This is a genomic window from Micromonospora humi (genome assembly GCF_900090105.1).
Lineage (GTDB): Bacteria > Actinomycetota > Actinomycetes > Mycobacteriales > Micromonosporaceae > Micromonospora > Micromonospora humi.
This window is the reverse complement of the sequence record NZ_FMDM01000004.1, coordinates 212488-231484: the sequence shown is the minus strand read 5'-3', so window position 1 is coordinate 231484 and position 18997 is coordinate 212488. Positions and strand designations below refer to the sequence as shown.

19 protein-coding genes are annotated in these 18997 nt (G+C 72.5%); 12 read left to right on the top strand and 7 right to left on the bottom strand.

Annotation, left to right across the window (positions count from 1 at the left end; all coding sequences use genetic code 11):
- Window positions 1-33: 33 nt before the first annotated feature.
- Window positions 34-570: a GtrA family protein gene (locus tag GA0070213_RS09370; RefSeq protein ID WP_091061487.1), complete on the bottom strand. Its 537-nt coding sequence runs from the start codon at window positions 568-570 to the stop codon at window positions 34-36.
- Window positions 571-946: 376 nt separating this feature from the next.
- Here GA0070213_RS09370 and GA0070213_RS09365 point away from each other — a divergent pair, with 376 nt between their 5' ends.
- From GA0070213_RS09365 to GA0070213_RS09350, 4 genes are all read left to right on the top strand, one after another.
- The gene (locus tag GA0070213_RS09365) at window positions 947-2788 is read left to right on the top strand and encodes a phosphoenolpyruvate carboxykinase (GTP) (RefSeq protein ID WP_091060802.1); all 1842 of its coding nucleotides are present in this window, start codon (window positions 947-949) and stop codon (window positions 2786-2788) included.
- Between the two features lie 40 nt (window positions 2789-2828).
- Window positions 2829-3668 carry a hypothetical protein gene (locus GA0070213_RS09360; protein WP_091060799.1) on the top strand — a complete coding sequence of 280 codons (840 nt, stop codon included), beginning with the start codon at window positions 2829-2831 and terminating at the stop codon, window positions 3666-3668.
- A gap of 89 nt (window positions 3669-3757) precedes the next feature.
- A complete protein-coding gene (locus tag GA0070213_RS09355) occupies window positions 3758-5002 on the top strand; it encodes a geranylgeranyl reductase family protein (RefSeq protein ID WP_091061485.1) in 1245 nt (414 codons plus the stop codon).
- 31 nt (window positions 5003-5033) lie between these two features.
- Window positions 5034-5804: an isoprenyl transferase gene (locus GA0070213_RS09350; RefSeq protein WP_091060797.1), complete on the top strand. Its 771-nt coding sequence runs from the start codon at window positions 5034-5036 to the stop codon at window positions 5802-5804.
- Between the two features lie 162 nt (window positions 5805-5966).
- Here GA0070213_RS09350 and otsB read toward each other — a convergent pair whose 3' ends face one another.
- From otsB to GA0070213_RS09335, 3 genes are all read right to left on the bottom strand, one after another.
- A complete protein-coding gene (gene otsB / locus GA0070213_RS09345; RefSeq protein ID WP_091060792.1) occupies window positions 5967-6791 on the bottom strand; it encodes a trehalose-phosphatase in 825 nt (274 codons plus the stop codon).
- Between the two features lie 69 nt (window positions 6792-6860).
- A complete protein-coding gene (locus tag GA0070213_RS09340) occupies window positions 6861-7214 on the bottom strand; it encodes a hypothetical protein (RefSeq protein WP_091060788.1) in 354 nt (117 codons plus the stop codon).
- 163 nt (window positions 7215-7377) lie between these two features.
- Window positions 7378-7818: an XRE family transcriptional regulator gene (locus GA0070213_RS09335; RefSeq protein WP_091060784.1), complete on the bottom strand. Its 441-nt coding sequence runs from the start codon at window positions 7816-7818 to the stop codon at window positions 7378-7380.
- Window positions 7819-8082: 264 nt separating this feature from the next.
- Between GA0070213_RS09335 and GA0070213_RS09330 the strand changes: the two genes are divergently transcribed.
- From GA0070213_RS09330 to GA0070213_RS09300, 7 genes are all read left to right on the top strand, one after another.
- Window positions 8083-8424 (top strand): hypothetical protein, encoded by a 342-nt coding sequence (locus tag GA0070213_RS09330; RefSeq protein ID WP_091060782.1) that lies wholly within the window; start codon window positions 8083-8085, stop codon window positions 8422-8424.
- Window positions 8421-8846 (top strand): hypothetical protein, encoded by a 426-nt coding sequence (locus GA0070213_RS09325; RefSeq protein WP_091060779.1) that lies wholly within the window; start codon window positions 8421-8423, stop codon window positions 8844-8846. Before GA0070213_RS09330 ends, GA0070213_RS09325 begins: the two co-directional genes overlap by 4 nt.
- Window positions 8847-9108: 262 nt before the next feature.
- On the top strand, window positions 9109-10518 hold the full coding sequence (gene phoH2 / locus GA0070213_RS09320; protein WP_091060775.1) for an RNA 5'-3' helicase PhoH2: 1410 nt from the start codon (window positions 9109-9111) through the stop codon (window positions 10516-10518).
- Window positions 10519-10819: 301 nt separating this feature from the next.
- On the top strand, window positions 10820-11521 hold the full coding sequence (locus tag GA0070213_RS09315; RefSeq protein WP_175441274.1) for an aggregation-promoting factor C-terminal-like domain-containing protein: 702 nt from the start codon (window positions 10820-10822) through the stop codon (window positions 11519-11521).
- Window positions 11522-11623: 102 nt separating this feature from the next.
- Window positions 11624-12283 (top strand): rhomboid family intramembrane serine protease, encoded by a 660-nt coding sequence (locus GA0070213_RS09310; RefSeq protein ID WP_091060768.1) that lies wholly within the window; start codon window positions 11624-11626, stop codon window positions 12281-12283.
- A gap of 107 nt (window positions 12284-12390) precedes the next feature.
- Window positions 12391-13359 carry an NAD(P)/FAD-dependent oxidoreductase gene (locus GA0070213_RS09305; RefSeq protein WP_091060763.1) on the top strand — a complete coding sequence of 323 codons (969 nt, stop codon included), beginning with the start codon at window positions 12391-12393 and terminating at the stop codon, window positions 13357-13359.
- A gap of 58 nt (window positions 13360-13417) precedes the next feature.
- Complete coding sequence (locus tag GA0070213_RS09300) at window positions 13418-15037, top strand: hypothetical protein (protein WP_139128649.1); 1620 nt, start codon at window positions 13418-13420, stop codon at window positions 15035-15037.
- 6 nt (window positions 15038-15043) lie between these two features.
- On the opposite strand, the gene GA0070213_RS09295 is transcribed toward GA0070213_RS09300, so the two are convergent.
- Window positions 15044-15730, bottom strand: coding sequence for a TetR/AcrR family transcriptional regulator (locus GA0070213_RS09295; RefSeq protein ID WP_091060755.1), 687 nt, complete (start codon window positions 15728-15730; stop codon window positions 15044-15046).
- Window positions 15731-15869: 139 nt separating this feature from the next.
- Between GA0070213_RS09295 and GA0070213_RS09290 the strand changes: the two genes are divergently transcribed.
- On the top strand, window positions 15870-16799 hold the full coding sequence (locus GA0070213_RS09290; protein ID WP_091060752.1) for an NAD-dependent epimerase/dehydratase family protein: 930 nt from the start codon (window positions 15870-15872) through the stop codon (window positions 16797-16799).
- A gap of 75 nt (window positions 16800-16874) precedes the next feature.
- On the opposite strand, the gene GA0070213_RS09285 is transcribed toward GA0070213_RS09290, so the two are convergent.
- Both GA0070213_RS09285 and glpX read right to left on the bottom strand, forming a co-directional pair.
- The gene (locus tag GA0070213_RS09285; RefSeq protein WP_175441289.1) at window positions 16875-17801 is read right to left on the bottom strand and encodes a DMT family transporter; all 927 of its coding nucleotides are present in this window, start codon (window positions 17799-17801) and stop codon (window positions 16875-16877) included.
- Between the two features lie 26 nt (window positions 17802-17827).
- The gene (gene glpX / locus GA0070213_RS09280; protein ID WP_091060745.1) at window positions 17828-18859 is read right to left on the bottom strand and encodes a class II fructose-bisphosphatase; all 1032 of its coding nucleotides are present in this window, start codon (window positions 18857-18859) and stop codon (window positions 17828-17830) included.
- Window positions 18860-18997 lie beyond the last annotated feature (138 nt).

Below are 18997 nucleotides of genomic sequence, written 5' to 3'. Positions count from 1 at the left end.
GGCTGGGCCCAGCGGGTCGGGATGGGCGGTGCGTCACGCCCCGGACTCTCGGTCGTGGCTCGGTGCCGGAACGGGGAGTGTTCCCGCCTCGACGAAGACGAACCGTCGGTACGACCAGAACCGGAACAGCGTGCCCAGGCCGGTGCCGACGACGAAGCTGGCGATGTTGTCGGCCAGCGGCGTCTGGAACACCCGCGGCCAGAGCGCGCCGAGCCCGTAGTGGCTGATCGCCAGCACGGCGATCGCGATGCCGAGACCCACCGCGTTGAAGAAGAAGAACAGCGCGTACTCGCGGGCGGGGTGGGAGCGCTGCCGGTGCCGCCAGGTCCAGAACCGGTTGCCGAGGAAGGCCACCGTCGCGGCGATCACGGTGGAGATGGTCTTCGCCACCAGCGGTGGCATGCCGCGACCGCTCGACAGGTAGTTGAAGAGTGCGAAGTCGACGAGGAAGGCGACGCCACCCACGGTGGCGAACTTGCTCAACTCGTGGACGAGGTGACCGAAGCGGTGGAGGAGGGCTCCGATCGGACCCCGACGGGTCTCCGGAGCCCCCGGTTGGTCCCCGGTCATCGTCGCGGCCACCCGCAGAGAGTACCGGTTGCGCCCAACCCGGACCGACTGCAACGGCGAGTCGGCCACGGCAACTTCGGCCCCCGGCGGCCCGGTCGGCGGCGGAGTGGGAAATCACGCAATCGCGCTTGCGCGGGCCGGCGCGACGGAGGTTCACCGCAGGATTTGCGTGAAACTGCGCGCGAAAGCGGGTATCAGATCGCGATGCCGCAGCGTGGCCGTACCTTGTGCAGTTCTTCACAACCAGTCCCACTGACTGGCGAGGCAGCCCGGTTTACGCTGAGCCCAATCCCAGGTTTCCACGACGGCGGCGCCTCGCCCGCCAGAACTCGTGCATCCCATAGATCGGTCAGCGTCGACCACAAGGAGATGTGACATGGTTGCTCCGGCTGCTGTTCGGGGTATCGATCAGGCCCCGACGTCCCACCCCAAACTGCTCGCCTGGGTTCGTGAGGTCGCGGAACTGACCACCCCCGAGCGGGTGGTCTGGGTGGACGGGTCCGACGAGGAGTGGCGTCGCCTCACCGACGAGCTCGTCGAGACCGGCACCCTGATCCGGCTGAACCCCGAGAAGAAGCCCAACTCGTTCTACGCGCGGACGGACCCGACGGACGTCGCCCGGGTCGAGGAGCGCACCTTCATCTGCTCCGTCGACGAGGCGGACGCCGGCCCCACCAACAACTGGATGGCGCCGGCCGAGATGAAGCGGACGATGACGGAGCTCTACCGCGGCAGCATGCGCGGTCGCACCATGTACGTCATCCCGTTCTGCATGGGTCCGGTCGAGGCGGCGAACCCCATGTTCGGCGTCGAGATCACCGACAGCCCGTACGTGGTCGCCTCGATGCGGATCATGACCCGGATGGGCTCGGCGATCCTGGAGGCGATGGGCGACGACGCCGACTTCGTGCACGCGCTGCACTCCATCGGCGCGCCGCTGGCCCCGGGGCAGCAGGACGTGGCCTGGCCGTGCAACGAGACCAAGTACATCTCGCACTTCCCGGAGAGCCGGGAGATCTGGTCCTACGGCTCCGGTTACGGCGGCAACTCGCTGCTCGGCAAGAAGTGCTACTCGCTGCGGATCGCCAGCGTGATGGGGCGCGACGAGGGCTGGCTCGCCGAGCACATGCTGATCCTCAAGATCACCTCGCCGGAGGGCAAGGTCTACCACATCGCCGGGGCCTTCCCGTCGGCCTGCGGCAAGACCAACCTGGCGATGCTGGAGCCGACGATCCCGGGCTGGAAGGTCGAGACCATCGGTGACGACATCGCCTGGATGCGGTTCGGCCCGGACGGCCGCCTCTACGCGATCAACCCGGAGTACGGCCTGTTCGGCGTGGCGCCCGGCACCGACTGGAAGACCAACGCCAACGCCATGCGGACGCTCGACCGCGGCAACTCGGTCTTCACCAACGTGGCTCTCACCGACGACGGCGACATCTGGTGGGAGGGCATGGGTGAGCCCCCGGCGCACCTGATCGACTGGAAGGGCAACGACTGGACGCCGGAGAGCGAGGGCCTCTCCTCGCACGCGAACAGCCGGTTCTGCACCCCGATCACCCAGTGCCCGATCCTGGCCGACGACTACTTCGACCCGAACGGCGTGCCGATCGACGCGATCCTGTTCGGCGGCCGGCGCCGGGACACCGTCCCCCTGGTCACCGAGGCGCGGGACTGGGTGCACGGCGTCTACATGGGCGCCACGCTCTCCTCGGAGACCACCGCCGCCGCGTCCGGCGCGGTCGGCGTGGTGCGCCGCGACCCGATGGCCATGCTGCCGTTCATCGGCTACCACGGCGGTGACTACTTCCGGCACTGGATCGAGATGGGCAAGGGCACCGACGGCGACGAGGCCAAGCTGCCCAAGATCTACTACGTCAACTGGTTCCGCAAGGACGCCGAGGGCAGCTTCCTCTGGCCGGGCTTCGGTGAGAACTCCCGCGTGCTCAAGTGGATCATCGAGCGCCTGGAGGGCACCGCCGACGCGGTGGAGACCCCGATCGGCATGGTCCCGGCGCAGGACGCGCTGGACATCGAGGGCCTCGACATGACGCCGGAGGACGTCCGGATCGCCCTGAAGGTCGACCCGGAGGAGTGGCGCAAGGAACTGCCGCTGGTCACCGAGTGGTTCGAGAAGTTCGGGGACAAGCTCCCCGGCGTGCTCTGGGCCGAGCTGGACGCGCTGCGCGCCCGCCTGGACGTGGAGCCGCAGAAGTAGCAGGTGTGCCGATTGCCCGCACCGGGCAAGACCGGATGCCATGAGGACGGCCGCCGAACCTGTCGAGGTCCGGCGGCCGTCCGCCGTCCGGGCGCTGACCACGCTGCTCGCCGTGACCGCGGGGGCCACCGTCGTGGTCGAGCTGCTCAATTACTGGTACGCCCCGGAGCAGGAGTTCGGCCTCGCCGTCCGCACCGGCTGGGCGATGCTCCGGTCGCTCGGCTTCCTGATCCTGATCGGGCACGTCAACTCCGGCCGGGTGGCGGCCCGGCCGTTCGGGCTGATCCTGGCGGTGACCACGATCTTCGCGGTGGGCCGGCTCGTCGTGCCCCGGGCCGGGGTCCCCGCGCTGCCCGGCCTGCTCGGCTTCGCCGCGCTCACCGCGCTCTGCGTCGCCGTGGTGGTGCTGCTCTACCGCTCCGAGGCGGTCCGCGCCCACCTGGTCCGCCACCGCAAGGGCCTGGTGATCGAGGGCGGGACGATCTCCTGGCGCGAGGTCACCCCGAAGCGCCCGCAGGCCAACGGGTGGCTGCTCACCGCCCGGGTGGCCGCCTTCACCTACAGCCCGCTGATGCTGGTGCCCGCGCTGGTGGCGATCGGGTCGGTGCGGGACCGGGGTGCCGTCGCCGTACCCGCGCTGCTCGTCTGGTTCGGCGCCGGCATCGCGGCCAGCTACGCGGTGCTGTTCTGCACCGCCTTCCTGCTGCGCGGGAAGGACTGGGCCCGCCGGGCGCTGGTGCTGGTGACCGTGGGTGTGCTCGCGCTCGACCTCCCGCTCTGCTGGTGGCTGCTCGGCGTCGACGGCCTGATCCGCGACGGCGCCCCCCTGGTGACCGCCGCCGCCCTCTGCCTCTATTCCTTGAACCGCGCCACCCCCTAACCCCCCCCACGCCCCCCACCCCACCCCAGCTCGACCCGGTGATCATGAAGTTGGCGGCACCAAGGGAGATCAACGCTGCCGCCAACTTCATGATCGACGGATCTGGGCGGGCGCGGTGGGCGGGAGGGACGGGATCGGGGGAGGAGGATGTGGGGGTGGGTGGTTCCGTCTGGGACGTCGTGGTGGTGGGGGCGGGGCCCGCGGGGGCGGCTGCCGCACTGGCCGCGCGGCGGGCCGGGGCGGCGCGGGTGCTGCTGCTCGACCGGTACGACTTCCCGCGCGACAAGGCGTGCGGCGACGGCATCGCCGCGCACGCGCTGGACGTCCTCGCCGAGCTGGGGGTGACCGGCGCCGTCGACGGCTACCCGCCCCTGCCGGCGCTGCGCCTGGTCGGACCGGGTGGTGGCACGGTGGCCCGGCCCCTGCCCCGGCCCGCCTACACGGTGCCCCGACGGGTGTTCGACGCGCGGCTGGTCCGGGCCGCGGTGGAGAGCGGGGCGGAGCTGCGGCGGCACACCGTACGCCGGGTGGAGGTGAGCGCCGACCGGGTGGTCCTCGACGGGGAACTGGCCGCCCGGGCGGTGGTCGGGGCGGACGGCGCGGGTTCGGTGCTGCGGCGGGCACTCGGGTCTCCGGTGAACCCGGACCGGCACCTCGCGCTCGCCATCCGGGGCTACGCGCCCGCGCCGCCCGGCCCACCCGAGCAGCTCATCGTCACGTCGGGGGCGCGCTGGCCCGCGTACGCCTGGGCTTTTCCGATCGGTGACGGGCGCGCGAACGTCGGGTACGGGGAGGTGCTGCGGGGCGAGCCGCTGACCCGTGCGCACCTGCTGGACCGGATGGCCGCCCTGCTGCCCGGCGCCGACCCGACCACGGTGACCGACCTGCGGGCGCACCACCTGCCGCTCTCCACCCACCGGCCGGCCCCGGGCCGCGGCCGGGTGGTGCTGGCCGGCGACGCGCTGTCCTTGATCAACCCGTTCACCGGCGAGGGCATCTTCTACGCACTGCGCTCCGGCGCGTTGGCCGGCGCGGCGGCGGCCGGTGCACCCGCCGACGCGGCCCGCCGCTACGCGGTTGCCCTGCGGGACCGGCTCGGCACCCACCTGCGGCACAGCTCGGCGGCCGCCTGGCTGGCCCGGCGGCAGTGGGTGGTGGACGCGGTGGTCGGCGCGGCCGGCCGGGACGAGCGGGTCTACCGGACGGTGGTGGAGCTGGGGCTCGGCGACGGCCGCCTGGACGTCCGCACGCTGGCCGCGATCGCCGCCGGGGTGCCGCGTCCCCGCCGGGGCGGAAACGACAGGCCGTCCCGCGATGCGCCACCGCGGCACTGATCTTTCCCGGGGGTCGCTACCCTGCAAGGTGATGACTCTGCGGAAACTTCTCTACTCCGTGTACGAGCGCCGGCTGACGGCGAAGCTCGCGGGTAAACCCGTGCCCGCGCACGTCGGCGTGATGTGCGACGGCAACCGCAGGTGGGCCCGGGAGATGGGCTTCGTCGATCCGAACGACGGCCACCGGATGGGCGCCGAGCGGATCAAGGAGCTGCTCCGCTGGTGCGACGCGGCCGGCGTCGGGCACGTCACGCTCTGGTTGCTCTCCACCGACAACCTGTCCCGGCCGGCCGCCGAGCTGGACCCGCTGCTCCAGATCATCGAGGACCTGACCAGCGAGCTGGCCGAGGAGGGCAACCCCTGGCGGCTGCGCATGGTGGGCGCGCTCGACGTGCTGCCGGCGCAGCACTCGGCCGCGCTGAAGAGCGCCGCCGAGCGCACCCGGGACCGCGACGGCGGGGCCCAGGTCAACATCGCCGTCGGGTACGGTGGCCGGCGCGAGATCGCCGACGCGGTCCGTTCGCTGCTGCTGGAGCACGCGGCGCAGGGTGGCACCCTGGAGGAGCTGGCCACCACGATCGATGTCGACGACATCTCGGAGCATCTCTACACCAAGGGTCTGCCCGACCCCGATCTGATCATCCGGACCAGTGGTGAGCAGCGGCTCTCCGGCTTCATGCTCTGGCAGAGCGCGCACTCGGAGTTCTACTTCTGCGAGCTGAACTGGCCCGACTTCCGCAAGGTCGACTTCCTCCGCGCCCTGCGCTCCTACGCCACCCGCCAACGCCGCTACGGCGTCTGAACCCGCCCTTCCCGCGACGCGTCGCCGCCGCCCTGCCGTCGATCTTGCACATTCGGCCCCGCTCATGGGCCCTATGCCCGCTTTGCCGGGGCAGAAAGTGCAAGATCGCGGGCCGGGCCGGGCCGGGCCGGGCCGGGGCGGGGTGGGGTGGGGTGGGGTGGGTTAGGAGAGGTGGGGGAGGGCGGCGGTGAGGAAGTCGCCGAGGGCGGCGGGGGAGTCCAGGGTGAGGTCGGCGGCGTCGGCCACCTCGTGACCGGTCTCCGGGTTGGCGACGGCCACGCAGACGCCGAGGAACTCGGGGTCGGTGGCGGCGCGGGCGCGCAGCGCGGCGAACGCCTTGATGTCGGAGACGTCGTCGCCGAAGTACCAGGCGCCGCCGGCGTCCCGGACCGTCTCGCCGATGACCATGCCCTTGTCCCGGTCGACCGGGGGCTTCAGCTCCAGCACCATGCGACCGGCCTGGCAGCGCAGGCCCAGCCGCTCGGCGCGGGCCCGGCCCCACTCCTGCACCACGTCGCCGAGCTGCGGGGCGGTGCGCCAGTGCAGCGCCACGGAGAGCCGCTTGAACTCGACGAGGGCGCCGGGCGGCAGCTCGGCCTCGGCCTGTGCGGCCAGCTCGGCCATGGTCGGCACCCAGGGCAGGGCGGCCGGCTCGGTGACCGTCTCGCCGCCGGAGTGGCTGTGTTCCAGGCCGTAGAGCCCGTAGAGGTCGACGCCGGCGAGGCCGCCGAGGTGGTCGCGGAGGAACTCCACCGGGCGCGCGGAGACGATCGCGATCCGGCGTACGCGTGGGGCGAGCGCCTCCAGCGCGGCGAGCACCTTCGGCGCGGGCCGGACCGCGGTGGGGTCGTCGTCGACCGGCGCGAGGGTGCCGTCGAAGTCGAAGAAGAGCACGACGTCACCCGCGCGGGCGGCGGTGGCACGCCAGGCGTGCTCGGCGTCCAACGGAGTCTTCGGCGGCTGGTTGCCCAGATTCAACGGCGGCACGCGCGACAGCGTACCCCGCGCCGGGCGGCGTATTCGTGGCCGAGATGTGACGTCGGGGCGACGTAGGGGTCAGCGTTCGGCGGCTCCTCTTCCCCGGCGCCCGAACGGCACCACGGCCGCCTCCTGCCCGTGGCTGAGCAGGTAGCCCTCCACGAAGCCGGTGTTCCGGTCGCCGGTGTGCGCCTCGATCTCGTTGAGCCGCGCCACCAGGAACTCGGTGAGCGCGCTGACCCGGTCGTTGAGTCGGTCGTGCAACTCGGCGACGACGGCGAGGATCACCGCTGTGCCGGCCGTGGTGAGCGCGAGGAGATTGACGACCAGGGGAAGCTGCCCGCCGTTCAGCACGCCGACCACCACGTTGCCGGTCACGCAGGATGTCACCGACACCACCGCGACCACGACTGCCAACCATTTCAGGGTCATGGACAGACCCCTCCTTCTGTCCCGCAGGGCTGGGTTCGGCTGTGTCCCGTCCCCCCGCCGACGACGAGCCCTTAGCAGTACAAACGTGGACGCTAGCGGGTCCGATCCGTCCCCGAGGCGAAACGATCGGTACTGACCTTCCGTTCTTTCGCCATCTGAGGAACTAGCCGGCTTGTTTACCTCTATTTCGGACATTCGCCGGAAGAGTCGGGCGATATGCGAGGTAACGAATGGTTTCTCGAATGTGGAACTTCTCCGCGTCGGAGACGTTCGGGTCGACCAGGCGACGCAGCAGCGCCTCGACGTCCGGGTCCATCGGCGGCGGGGTGGGTGCCGCGCGGGGGCCGGTCGCCCGGTCCCAGCCGAGCGCCGCGAACGCGATGGTCGGGTCGACCCCGAGCCCTTCACAGAACGCGACCACCCGCTCGGCCTCGGGGTCGCTGGCCCAGTCGCCGCGTACCCAGCGGTTGATGGTCTGGCGGGAGACGCCGGTGCGCCGGGAGACCTCGGTGCCGCTCCAGGCCCGCATCGCGCGGGCGTCGTCCAACGCGCGGCGGACGAACGTGGCGAAGGCGATCTTCCGTGCACTGGCCGTCTCACTCACCCCGTGACGGTACGACCAGTCGGTCCTCCCGAGGTGACTCGGCGCGCTGTTGTCACGCAGACGTGACGCTGATCCGGGTTTTCCGGTAAACGATCCAGAGCTGATCCTGAGGGGGTTCACCCGGGCAGAATAGATAGACACGAGTGCGGCGGCAACGGCACGAAAAGCTGATACTGTCACGTCCATGAGACAACTTACGGTGTGTCACGTGCTTGAGACGACGAGTGCTCACATGCGTCACTCCGCGGTTGCGGAGGGGGTCTCGTGACCGAACTCGCGACCCGCGCCCAGGCGTTCGGCCTGATCGCGGACGGCGTCTCCGCCGGGTTGAGCGCCCCGTGGCGCCTCTACCTCGCCCGGGGCTGCCGCTACCTCTCGCTGAGCGTCGGTGACCGCGGGGAGTGGGACGCCTGGCGTACCCACCTCGGCTGTCCGGAACTGAGCGTGCGGGTCTACGACTCCGGCGGCGAGATCCGTCGGGCGTCCGTCGCCGAGGTGATCCTCGACGGGTGCCGGATCAGCGTCGAGTTGGTCGAGGAGGTCGGCACCGACGACCTGGAGCGGCTGCTGGTGGTCGACCCGCTGCCCGGGGCGGACGAGCGGTGAGCCCCTTTCTCGCCGTCGTCCTCGTCCTGGTGCTCGGCTCCACCTGCTATGCCGCCGGCCGGCTGCACGGCCAGCTCAGCTATCGGATCGGCTACCGGTTCGGCTACCGGCAGGGCTACTTCGACGGAGACCGGGGCGCCTGGAACCGCCGGCGCCGGGACGCCCAGGCCGCCATCGCCTCGGCACTGTCCGCTCCCGCCCCGACCGTGGTGACGTCGGTCGGGCGGGCGACCACGCCGTTCGGCGGCACCGCCGTGCCGGCCGCGGTCACCGCCCGGCCCGACGCCCCGGCGGTCCGGGTCACCGCGACCGCCCGGCGCGGCGGACCGGTCGACCGCGCGGGCACCACGTACACCGGGTCCTCGTTCACCGCGGCGGCCGCCGGGCCGAGGGCCGGGACGCTGGTCCGCCGTTCCGGCTGACGGCCCTCCTGACCGGCCGGGATGCGCGCAGGGGGCATGCATCCCGGCCGCTTTCTTCCGTGTTCATCGGTGATCCACCCGGACCCCTAGCCGCGCGGGCCCACGAGGATTAGCGTCTAGGCATGGCGCGGGGTTTTCCCGGGCCAGCCGGACAGCCCGGACCTGCGACCTCGCGCACGGGGCCCGCATCCGACCCCGTGTCCGCCGGGCACCGGAAGAGGCGGAACTCGGGTGGCCGGGTGCCCATCCGCGGAGCAGGCCTGTGACCACTCGCCGTACCCCCGCCGGTGCCGACCAGACCCCGGCCTCGACCGCCACCACCCGTCGGACCACCCGCAGCCGGCGCACCGCCGCCGCTGCCGCCACCGAGGAGCCTCGACCAGCGGGCCCGGCTTTCGTGTTGGACACCTCCGTCCTGCTCTCCGACCCGGCGGCGTTCCACCGCTTCGCCGAGCACGAGGTCGTGCTGCCGCTGGTGGTCATCTCCGAGTTGGAGGGCAAGCGGCACCACCCCGAGCTGGGGTGGTTCGCCCGCCAGTCGCTGCGCATGCTGGACGAGCTGCGGGTGCGGCACGGCCGGCTGGACCGGCCGGTGCCCGCCAACGAGCAGGGCGGCACGCTGCGGGTGGAGCTCAACCACACCGACGACGGCGTGCTGCCGCCCGGCTTCCGCAACGAGTCGAACGACGCCCGGATCCTCTCGGTGGCGCTCAACCTCGCCGCCGAGGGGCGTGAGGTGACCCTGGTCAGCAAGGACATGCCGCTGCGGGTGAAGGCGGCGTCGGTCGGCCTGCGCGCGGACGAGTACCGGCACGGCCAGGCCAGCGACCCGACCTGGACCGGGATGGCCGAGCTGGAGCTGACCGAGGAGGAGATCGGCCGGCTGTACGCGGGCGACGCGTTGGACTGCGACGCCGCCGCGGGGCTGCCGTGCCACACCGGGCTGGTGCTGCACTCGGCGCGGGGTTCGGCGCTCGGTCGGGTGCTGCCCGACAAGACGGTGCGGCTGGTCCGCGGCGACCGGGAGGCGTTCGGCCTGCACGGGCGCTCGGCGGAGCAGCGGATCGCGCTCGACCTGCTGCTGGACGAGTCGATCGGCATCGTCTCGATGGGTGGCCGGGCCGGCACCGGCAAGTCCGCGCTGGCCCTCTGCGCCGGACTGGAGGCGGTGATGGAACGCCGCCGGCACAAGAAGGTGATCGTCTTCCGCCCGCTCTACGCGGTCGGTGGCCAGGAACTCGGCTACCTGCCCGGCTCGGAGTCGGAGAAGATGTCGCCCTGGGCGCAGGCCGTCTTCGACACGCTGGGCGCGGTGGTGCACGAGAACGTGCTGGAGGAGGTCACCTCGCGCGGCCTGCTGGAGGTGCTGCCGCTCACCCACATCCGGGGCCGGAGTCTGCACGACGCGTTCGTCATCGTCGACGAGGCGCAGTCGTTGGAGCGGGGGGTCCTGCTCACCGTGCTGTCCCGGATCGGCCAGGGCTCGCGGGTGGTGCTCACCCACGACGTGGCACAACGCGACAACCTCCGGGTGGGCCGACACGACGGCGTGACGGCGGTGATCGAGGCGCTGAAGGGGCATCCGCTCTTCGCGCACGTCACCCTCAGCCGGTCGGAGCGATCGCCGATCGCCGCGATGGTCACCGACCTGTTGGAGGACATCCCGGGCTGACTGGCCCTTTTGTCCCACTTCGTCCACATTTTACATGTGGCGCAGATCACTTTTGGCCGCCGCCATTTCCCACCAGCCTCACCGTGCGCGATGGTGTCCATCGAGCGTCACCGACAACTCCAGTGTCTGGAGTCCCATTCGCACCGGGAACTCGTCGAGCATTCTCCGCCACGGACGGCGGGAGCCACGAGTGCCGGTGCGCCGGTCGAGACCGGTGGGCGGGGCGCTTGCGGCACCCGGGCGCGGCCGGAAACCGGCCACGCGTGGTGTCGTGTCCCTGCCTCCGACGAAGGGAAACTTCGTGAGTCGGCTGTGGAGCCGGTTCGGCGCCCGTACGGCCGCTGTCGCACTGCTCTCCGTGGGTGTTGCCGGCGGTTTCTACCTGGGCGAAGATCGTCAGACCCAAGAGCAGGGTCTGACCGCGCAGGTCGGCCGCCAGGTCGACCAGGCTGAATACACCTACCAGCGCGAACGGCAGGCCGACCATCGCCTGCAGTCGTCGAAGCAGCGGGCCGCGGAATACCAGGCCAAGCTGCGTGCCGCGGCGGCGGCGAAGGAGGCCGCCGAGCGCGCCAAGGCGGCCGAGGCGGCCGCCGCGAACCGCAAGAAGGAGCGGGACGCGGCGGAGGCGGAGGCCAAGGCGACGGCGGAGGCCAAGGCCAAGCCGTACGACGGGCCGATCCCGGCCTCGTGCGCGGAATACAGCGGCAACCGCAAGGTCGGCTGCGCCATCATGCTCGACAAGGGCTTCGGCATCGACCAGTTCCCGTGTCTGGACCGCCTCTGGACGAAGGAGAGCGGCTGGAACGTGAAGGCCTCGAACAGCAGCTCCGGCGCGTATGGAATTCCGCAGGCCGTGCCGGGCAGCAAGATGGGCTCGGTGGCCGACGACTGGCGGACCAGCGCCGCCACCCAGATCAAGTGGGGCCTCGGTTACATCAAGGGCCGCTACGACACCCCGTGCGGCGCCTGGCAGCAGTCGCAGAGCGAGGGCTGGTACTGAGCGGTCCGATCGACGGCGGGGCGCGCGGGAAACCGCGTGTCCCGCCGTCGTCGTTCCGCCCTCGACTGGCGGTCGGCCGCATTTACTGATAGCTCTTGGTGGGTGACCTGGCAGGACAGCCCCCGCGGCGGAGACCCCAACCGGTTCGGCACCGACGCGTTCTACGCGTCGCTCGGCCGGGCCTTCGTCGCGATGTGCGCGGTCGTGCCGGTGCTGTTCCTCATCGAGGCGCTCGACGTCGGGTTGGGCCTCAACCTCGACGTCACCGCCGGCATCATCCCGCACCGGATCCAGGGCCTGGACGGGGTCTTCTTCTCGCCGTTCCTGCACGCCGGCTGGAACCACCTCTACAGCAACAGCATCCCGCTGATCCTGCTCGGCACGTTCGTGCTGGCCGCCGGCACCCGCCGCTTCCTCTGGTCCACCGCGGTGATCATCGTGGTCAGCGGCCTGGGCGTGTGGTTCACCGGTTCGCCGACCTCGGTGGTGGTCGGCGCGAGCGGGGTGATCTTCGGCTACCTGGGCATCCTGATCACCCGGGGTGTGGTGGAACGGAGCTGGTGGAACTTCGCCGTCGTGCTGCTCGTCGGCCTGCTCTACGGCTGGCAGTTGCTGGGCATCCTCCCCACCGACGAGCGGATCTCCTGGCAGGGCCACCTGTTCGGGCTGCTCGGTGGCGTGGTCGCGGCGATCCTGTTCCGCCGTCGCTCCGACACCGGCGCGCACGACCGGCTGGGGTCACCGCCGGTCACCTACCCCTGACGACGCGTTCGTCCGTCGGCGGGACGTGCTTGCCCGCCGCCACCCGTCCGCCTACCGTCGGCATCAGCACACGTTGATCCATCCCGGGCGGAAAGTGACGGTACGCCATGCGCGAGGTCGATGTCGCCGTGATCGGGGCCGGCCCGGCCGGGCTCTTCGCCGCCTACTACGCCGGGTTCCGGGGGCTCTCGGTGGTCGTGATCGACGCGCTGCCCGAGCCGGGCGGGCAGGTCACCGCCATGTACCCGGAGAAGCTGATCCTCGACGTCGCCGGTTTCCCCGCCGTCAAGGGGCGGGAGCTGGTCACGAACCTGGTCGCCCAGGCCGCGCCGTTCCACCCCGAATACCTGCTCGGCGTACGCGCGGAGAAGCTGTCCTACCTCGACGGGCGGCCGGTCCTCGGGCTGGCCGGCGGTGAGCAGCTGACGTGCGGCGCGGTGGTGGTGACCGGCGGTCTGGGCAGCTTCACGCCCCGGCCGCTGCCGGTCGCGGAGAGCTTCACCGGCGCCGGCATCGTCTACTTCGTGCCCCAGCCCACCGAGCTGACCGACCGGCACGTGCTCATCGTCGGCGGTGGTGACTCGGCCTTCGACTGGGCGGCCACGCTCGCCCCGCTGGCCCGGTCGGTGACCCTGGCGCACCGGCGGGACCGCTTCCGCGCGCACGCGGCGAGCGTCGAGCGGGTCCGTGAGCTGCCGGTGCGGGTCGTGGTCAACGCCGAGGTGAGCCGGCTGTACGGCGAGGAGCGCGTCACCGGCGCCGAGTTGACCGTACGCGGCGGCGGCACGGAGACGCTGCCGGTGGACACCGTCGTGGCGGCGCTCGGCTTCACCGCCGACCTGGGCCCGCTGGCCGAGTGGGGGCTCGACCTCGACCGGCGGCACATCCTGGTGGACAGCGCGATGGCCACCAACCTGCCCCGGGTGTTCGCGGCCGGCGACATCACCGAATACCCGGGCAAGGTGCGCCTGATCGCCACCGGCTTCGGCGAGGCGGCGACCGCTGTCAACAACGCGGCGGTCGTCATCGACCCGACCGCGCACCTCTTCCCCGGCCACTCCTCCGACGGCACCTGAGGCCGGATCCTCACCGCGGCGTGGCCGCATCGAGATCGCCGGTGCCCACGATGGACGGATGACTCGCCACCGAGCGACCGCGCCCGATGGCACCCAGGTGGCGCTGGCCTGGCTGGGTCGGCCGGAGACCGTGCTCGCCCTGCTCGTCCTGCTGCTCAACGACCACGTGCTCAAGGCGGCGTGGCCGGGGCCGGTCACCGGCAAGCTGAGCGACGTCGCCGGTCTGGTGCTCGCGCCGTCTCTGGTGGCCGTGCTGGTCACGCTGGTCGCGCCCCGGCTGCGGGCCCTTGTCGCCGCCCTGGTCGCGCTCGGCTCGGTCGGCGTCGGGTTCGCCGTGGTCAAGACGAGCGGGTACGCCGCGACGGCCGCCTCGGACCTATGGAGCGTGGTCAGCGGGCCGTCGTCGGTCCGCGCCGACCGGACCGACCTGCTCGCCCTACCGGCGCTCGCGGTGGCCGGCTGGGCGTGGCATCGGGCCCGGCGCGACCCGGTGGGGCGGCGCTCCGCCCGGCTGGTCCGCCTGCTCGTGCTACTGCCGGCGGCGACGTTCGCGGTGGCGGCCACCAGCGCGCTCCACTCTCCCGACGCGGTCGACGCGGCCGTGGTCGACGGCCGGCTCGTGGCCGGTATCGCGGACAGCCGGGGGCCCGAGAGTCGTCCCGTCGCCTCGCAGTGGCGGATCAGCGAGGACGCCGGGCTGACCTGGCGGGACGCCACGGCCGGCGAGGTGGCGCTCCTGACGTCCCGGTCGGCGGACCCGGCGCTGCCCGCCCGGGAGGACTGCTCGACGGCTTCACCGCGGCACTGCTACCGGTTGACGCCCGGCCGCATCCGGGTGGAGGCCAGCGACGACGCCGGCCGGAACTGGCACCTGTCCTGGCAGGTCACCGAGGAGCAGCGGGCCCTCCTGAACGCCCGCTACCAGGAGGCCGGACCGCATGGGGAACGGATCGCCGGTCAGGATCTGGCGGTGCTGGACACCGGCGCCGGGGGGCACGTCGTGCTGGTCGCCAACGGCCGGGACGGCTTCGCGGTGCGGGGCGCGGACGGGCGGTGGCAGCGGATCGGGTTCACCGGCGGGCAGTGGGGGGCGAACCCGCCGCCACTGGACGCCATCTCGCCGATGGATCGGCACAACGACCCGTTGCGGGCCGTGACGCTGGCGTTCGCGCTGGCGGCCTTCGTGCTGATCGTGTCGGGGATGCGGGCCGGTCACACCACCGGCTATGGCCTGTCGCTGTCGTTCCCGCTCTCGGTGGTGCTGTTCCTCGTCGCGCTGGCGCTGCTGCCGGTGTGGACCACCGACGACCTCGTCGCGCCGACGGCGGCCATCGGGTGCGCCTTTCTGCTGCTGGGCGGCACGATGCTGGCGCTGATTCCGAACTGGGCGCGGCGGGCGCCCGGCCGGTGGACCGCGGAGGTGTTCCTGGCCGCCGCGCTCACCCTGGTGCTGACCGCGCTGCCACTCGCCGGCTGGCTCCACGGCCGACCGGTGTACGCCGTGATCGCCGTCCTGCTCACCCTGCCGGCCACGCTGCCGGGGCTGGTGCTCGGCTGGCGGGCGGCGCGGCTGATCGAGCCGTGGCAGGCGCCCTGGCCGTACTGGCCGCCCCCGTCCCACCCGGTGGACCCGCCCTACCCGCCGTCGGCGGGGCAGTGGCCCGGCCGGGCCCGCTGACCGCTGTCAGGGCAGGCCGATCAGGTCAGCCATCAGGCCGATCTGGTGGTCGAAGTACTCGTCGCGGTGCGGCAGCGCCCGGTTGATCCGGCCGAACAGTTCGAAGCTGATCAGCCCGAAGAGCTGGGTCCAGCCGGCCATCCCGCGCGCCATCAGGGCGGGCGGCAGCGCCACGCCGGTCTGGTCGACCAGGTCGGCCACGTCGCCGCGCAGCGGCTCGGGCAGGTCCTCGCCGGGTGCGGCGAGCCGGCCGGTGGCGACCCCGTCGCGGAGGATGCCGAGCAACGTCATCGGGGGGCGCTGGGCCGGCGCGACAGTGTCGTCCGGGGCCGCGTAGCCGGGGACCGGACTGCCGTAGAGCAGCGCGTACTCGGCGGGGTGCGCCAGCGCCCAGGTGCGGGCGGCCCGGCCGGCGGCGTGCCAGCGCCCGCGCAGGTCGTCCTGGTCGGCGGCGGCGTCCGCCGCCTCCACCGCGTCGCCGAGCGCGTCGTACGCCTCCAGGATCAGCGCGGTGAGCAGGTCGTCGCGGCTGGGGAAGTAGCGGTAGATCGCCGAGGAGACCATGCCCAGGTCCCGGGCGACGGCGCGGAGCGACAGGTCGGCGCCGTCGGTGGCCAGGTGGCGGCGGGCGACCGCCTTGATCTCTTCGATCATGCCGGCGCGGACCCGGGCGCGGAGCGAGGGAGCGACCATGCCCCCACTCTGCCACGGATGAGAGCGGCAATCAAAAGCGAGAGCACTGCTCTTGACTGCGGCCACCTTCTGAGTCATGCTCTTCTTCGAGAGCACCGCTCTCCATGTGGATTACTGCTTCAGCGAAGGTGGACCTGCCATGGCCCTGCACGTGATCGTCGGCGCCGGACCCGTCGGCACCGCCACCGCCCGCCTGCTCGCCGAGCGCGGCGAGCAGGTGCGGGTGGTCACCCGGCGCGGCACCGGCCCGGAACACCCCGCCGTCGAGCGGATCGCCGCCGACGCCGGCGACGCCGACCGACTCACCGCGCTGACCGAGGGCGCGGTCGCGCTGTACAACTGCGCCAACCCCGCCTACCACCGGTGGGCGACGGACTGGCCGCCGCTGGCCGCCGCGCTGCTCACCGCCGCCGAACGCGGCGGCGCGGTGCTCGCCACCGTCGGCAACCTCTACGGCTACGGCCCGGTCGACGCGCCGATGACCGAGGCGACGCCACTCGCCGCCACCGGCACCAAGGGCCGGGTCCGCAACCGGATGTGGACCGACGCCCTGGCCGCGCACCGCGCCGGTCGGGCCCGGGTCACCGAGGTACGCGGCTCCGACTACGTCGGCGTCGGCGGCACCTCGCTGGCGATGATGGTGCTGCCCCGAGTGCTCGCCGGGCAGCGGGTGTTCCTGCCGGTCGCCTGGGACGCCCCGCACACCTGGACGTACGTCCCGGACGTCGCCCGTACCCTGGTCGCCGCCGCGACCGAACCGCGGGCCTGGGGACGGGCCTGGCACGTGCCCAGCGCACCGGCGGTCTCCATGCGGGCGCTGGCCGAACGGACGGCGGCCCGGGCCGGCGCGCCCGCGCCACGGCTGATCCGGATGCCGTATCCGCTGCTCTGGGCGGCCGGCGTGGTCAACCCGTTCGCCCGGGAACTGCGCGAGACGGCGCACCAGTTCGCCCGGCCGTTCGTGCTGGACTCCACCGCCGCCAGCGACACGCTCGGCATCGACCCGACGCCCCTTGACGAGGTCGTCGACGAGATCGTCACCGGCCTGCCCGCCCCGACCGCGCGTTAGGCGGGGGCCCCGCTTAACGCCTCGTGTTAAGCGGGGCCCCCGCCTCTACCGGAAGCGTTAAGCGGGGCCCCCGCCTTACCTCCGGAAGGCGGCGACGAGGACGGCCACCAAGGTCAGCGCGGCACCCAGCAGCGTGTTCACGCCGGGGTGCGACGCCTCGGTCGGCAGCACCACGTCCAGCAGCACCGCGCCGACGATCTGGCCGGCGATCGTGGCCAGGCCCAGCAGCAGCACCCCGGTGAACCGGACCAGCGCGGCGGCCAGCGCGATGAACACGATGCCGATCGGGCCGCCGACATAGAGCCAGGGCTCGCCCGGGAGCACGCCGGCCGGCCGACCCCGCACCGCCACGTCCACCGCGAACGTGGCGAGCAACGCCACCGTGCCGACGGTGAAGTTGACGAGCGTGGCGGTCACCGCGCTGCCGGACGCCGCCCGGACCTGCCCGTTCACCGCCTGCTGCCACGCGATGCCCACGCCGGCGGCGAGCGGGAGCAGGGCCAACGCCAGCGCACCGGGGTCGCCGAGCCGGTCACCGACGGCCAGCAGCACCGCCAGCACGGTGAGCACCGCGCCGACGAGCCGGTTCGGGGTGACCGGTTGCCGGCCGGTCGGGCCGATGCCCGCGCGGTCGACCAGCAGGCTGCTGCCGGACTGCCCGGCCACCACCGCGACGGTGAAGACGGCCACGCCGAGCGCGCCGATGGTCAACCCCTGCGTCGCCACCAGGAACGCGCCGCACACCCCGCCCAGGCACTGCCACGGGCGCAGCGCGCCGGTGCGCAGGGCGCCGAACAGGGCGGCCAGCCCCCGCCGGCCACCCGCGGTGGCGGGGACCAGCACCAGCAGGATCAGCAGGCCCAGGCCGAACGAGACCACCGCGGCGGCGATCCCGTCGGCCAGCCGTACGCCCAACTCGCCGTTGATCCGGGACTGGAGTGCCACCAGCACGCCGGAGGCGGTGGCCAGCCCGACGCCGGCGATCCGCCGACCGGTCGACAACGTCGGCGGAGCTGCCGGCCCGGTCGTCACTCCTGCTCGGCCAGCGGGCGCCCGTCGAAGTCGACCGCCGAGTAGAGGGCGAGCTTCTCCAGGCGGTGATACGAGTCGATGACCCGGATCGTGCCGCTCTTGGACCGCATCACGATCGACTGGGTGTACGCCCCGCCGGCCCGGTACCGCACGCCGCGCAGCAGGTCACCGGAGGTGACGCCGGTGGCCACGAAGAAGCAGTTGTCGCCGGTGACCAGGTCGTCGGTGAACAGCACCCGGTCCAGGTCGTGCCCGGCGGCCAGCGCCTTCTCCCGCTCCTGGTCGTCCTTCGGCCAGAGCTTCGCCTGCATCACGCCACCCATGCACTTGAGGGCGCAGGCCGCGGTGATGCCCTCGGGGGTGCCGCCGATGCCCATCAGCACGTCCACGTCCGACTCGCCGCGGGCGGCCGCGATGGCGCCGGCGATGTCACCGTCGGAGATCAGCCGGATGCCGGCTCCGGCCCGCCGGATCTGCTTCACCAGGTCGTCGTGGCGCGACCGGTCCAGCACGCAGACCGTCACGTCCGAGGTGTCGGTGCCCTTGACCTTCGCGATCCGGCGGATGTTCTCGGCCACCCCGGCGTTGATGTCGACCACGTCGGCGTACATCGGGCCGACGGCGAGCTTCTCCATGTAGAAGACGGCACTCGGGTCGAACATCGCGCCCCGCTCGGCGACCGCGAGCACCGCGAGCGCGTTCGGCATGCCCTTGCTCATCAGGGTGGTGCCGTCGATCGGGTCGACCGCGACGTCCACCTCGGGACCGGTCCCGTCGCCGACCTCCTCGCCGTTGAAGAGCATCGGGGCGTTGTCCTTCTCGCCCTCGCCGATCACCACGACCCCGCGCATCGGGATCGAGTTGATCAGCTTGCGCATGGCGTCGACGGCGGCGCCGTCACCGCCCTCCTTGTCGCCCCGGCCGACCCAGCGGCCCGCGGCCATGGCCGCGGCCTCGGTGACCCGGACCAGATCGAGGGCGAGATTGCGGTCGAGATCCTGGGGCGTCCGCGTCCTGGTGGTTGTCATGGCGGCCTCCTCCTCGCGACGTTGCGGGGTGGACCGGCGGGAGTGCGGCCGTCGCCGCCGCCGGTTTTGTCGCTGATCCTCACACGATCTCAGGTTCGCCGCCCCGGCGGGGCGGAGGAGGCCAGGATCACCTCACCC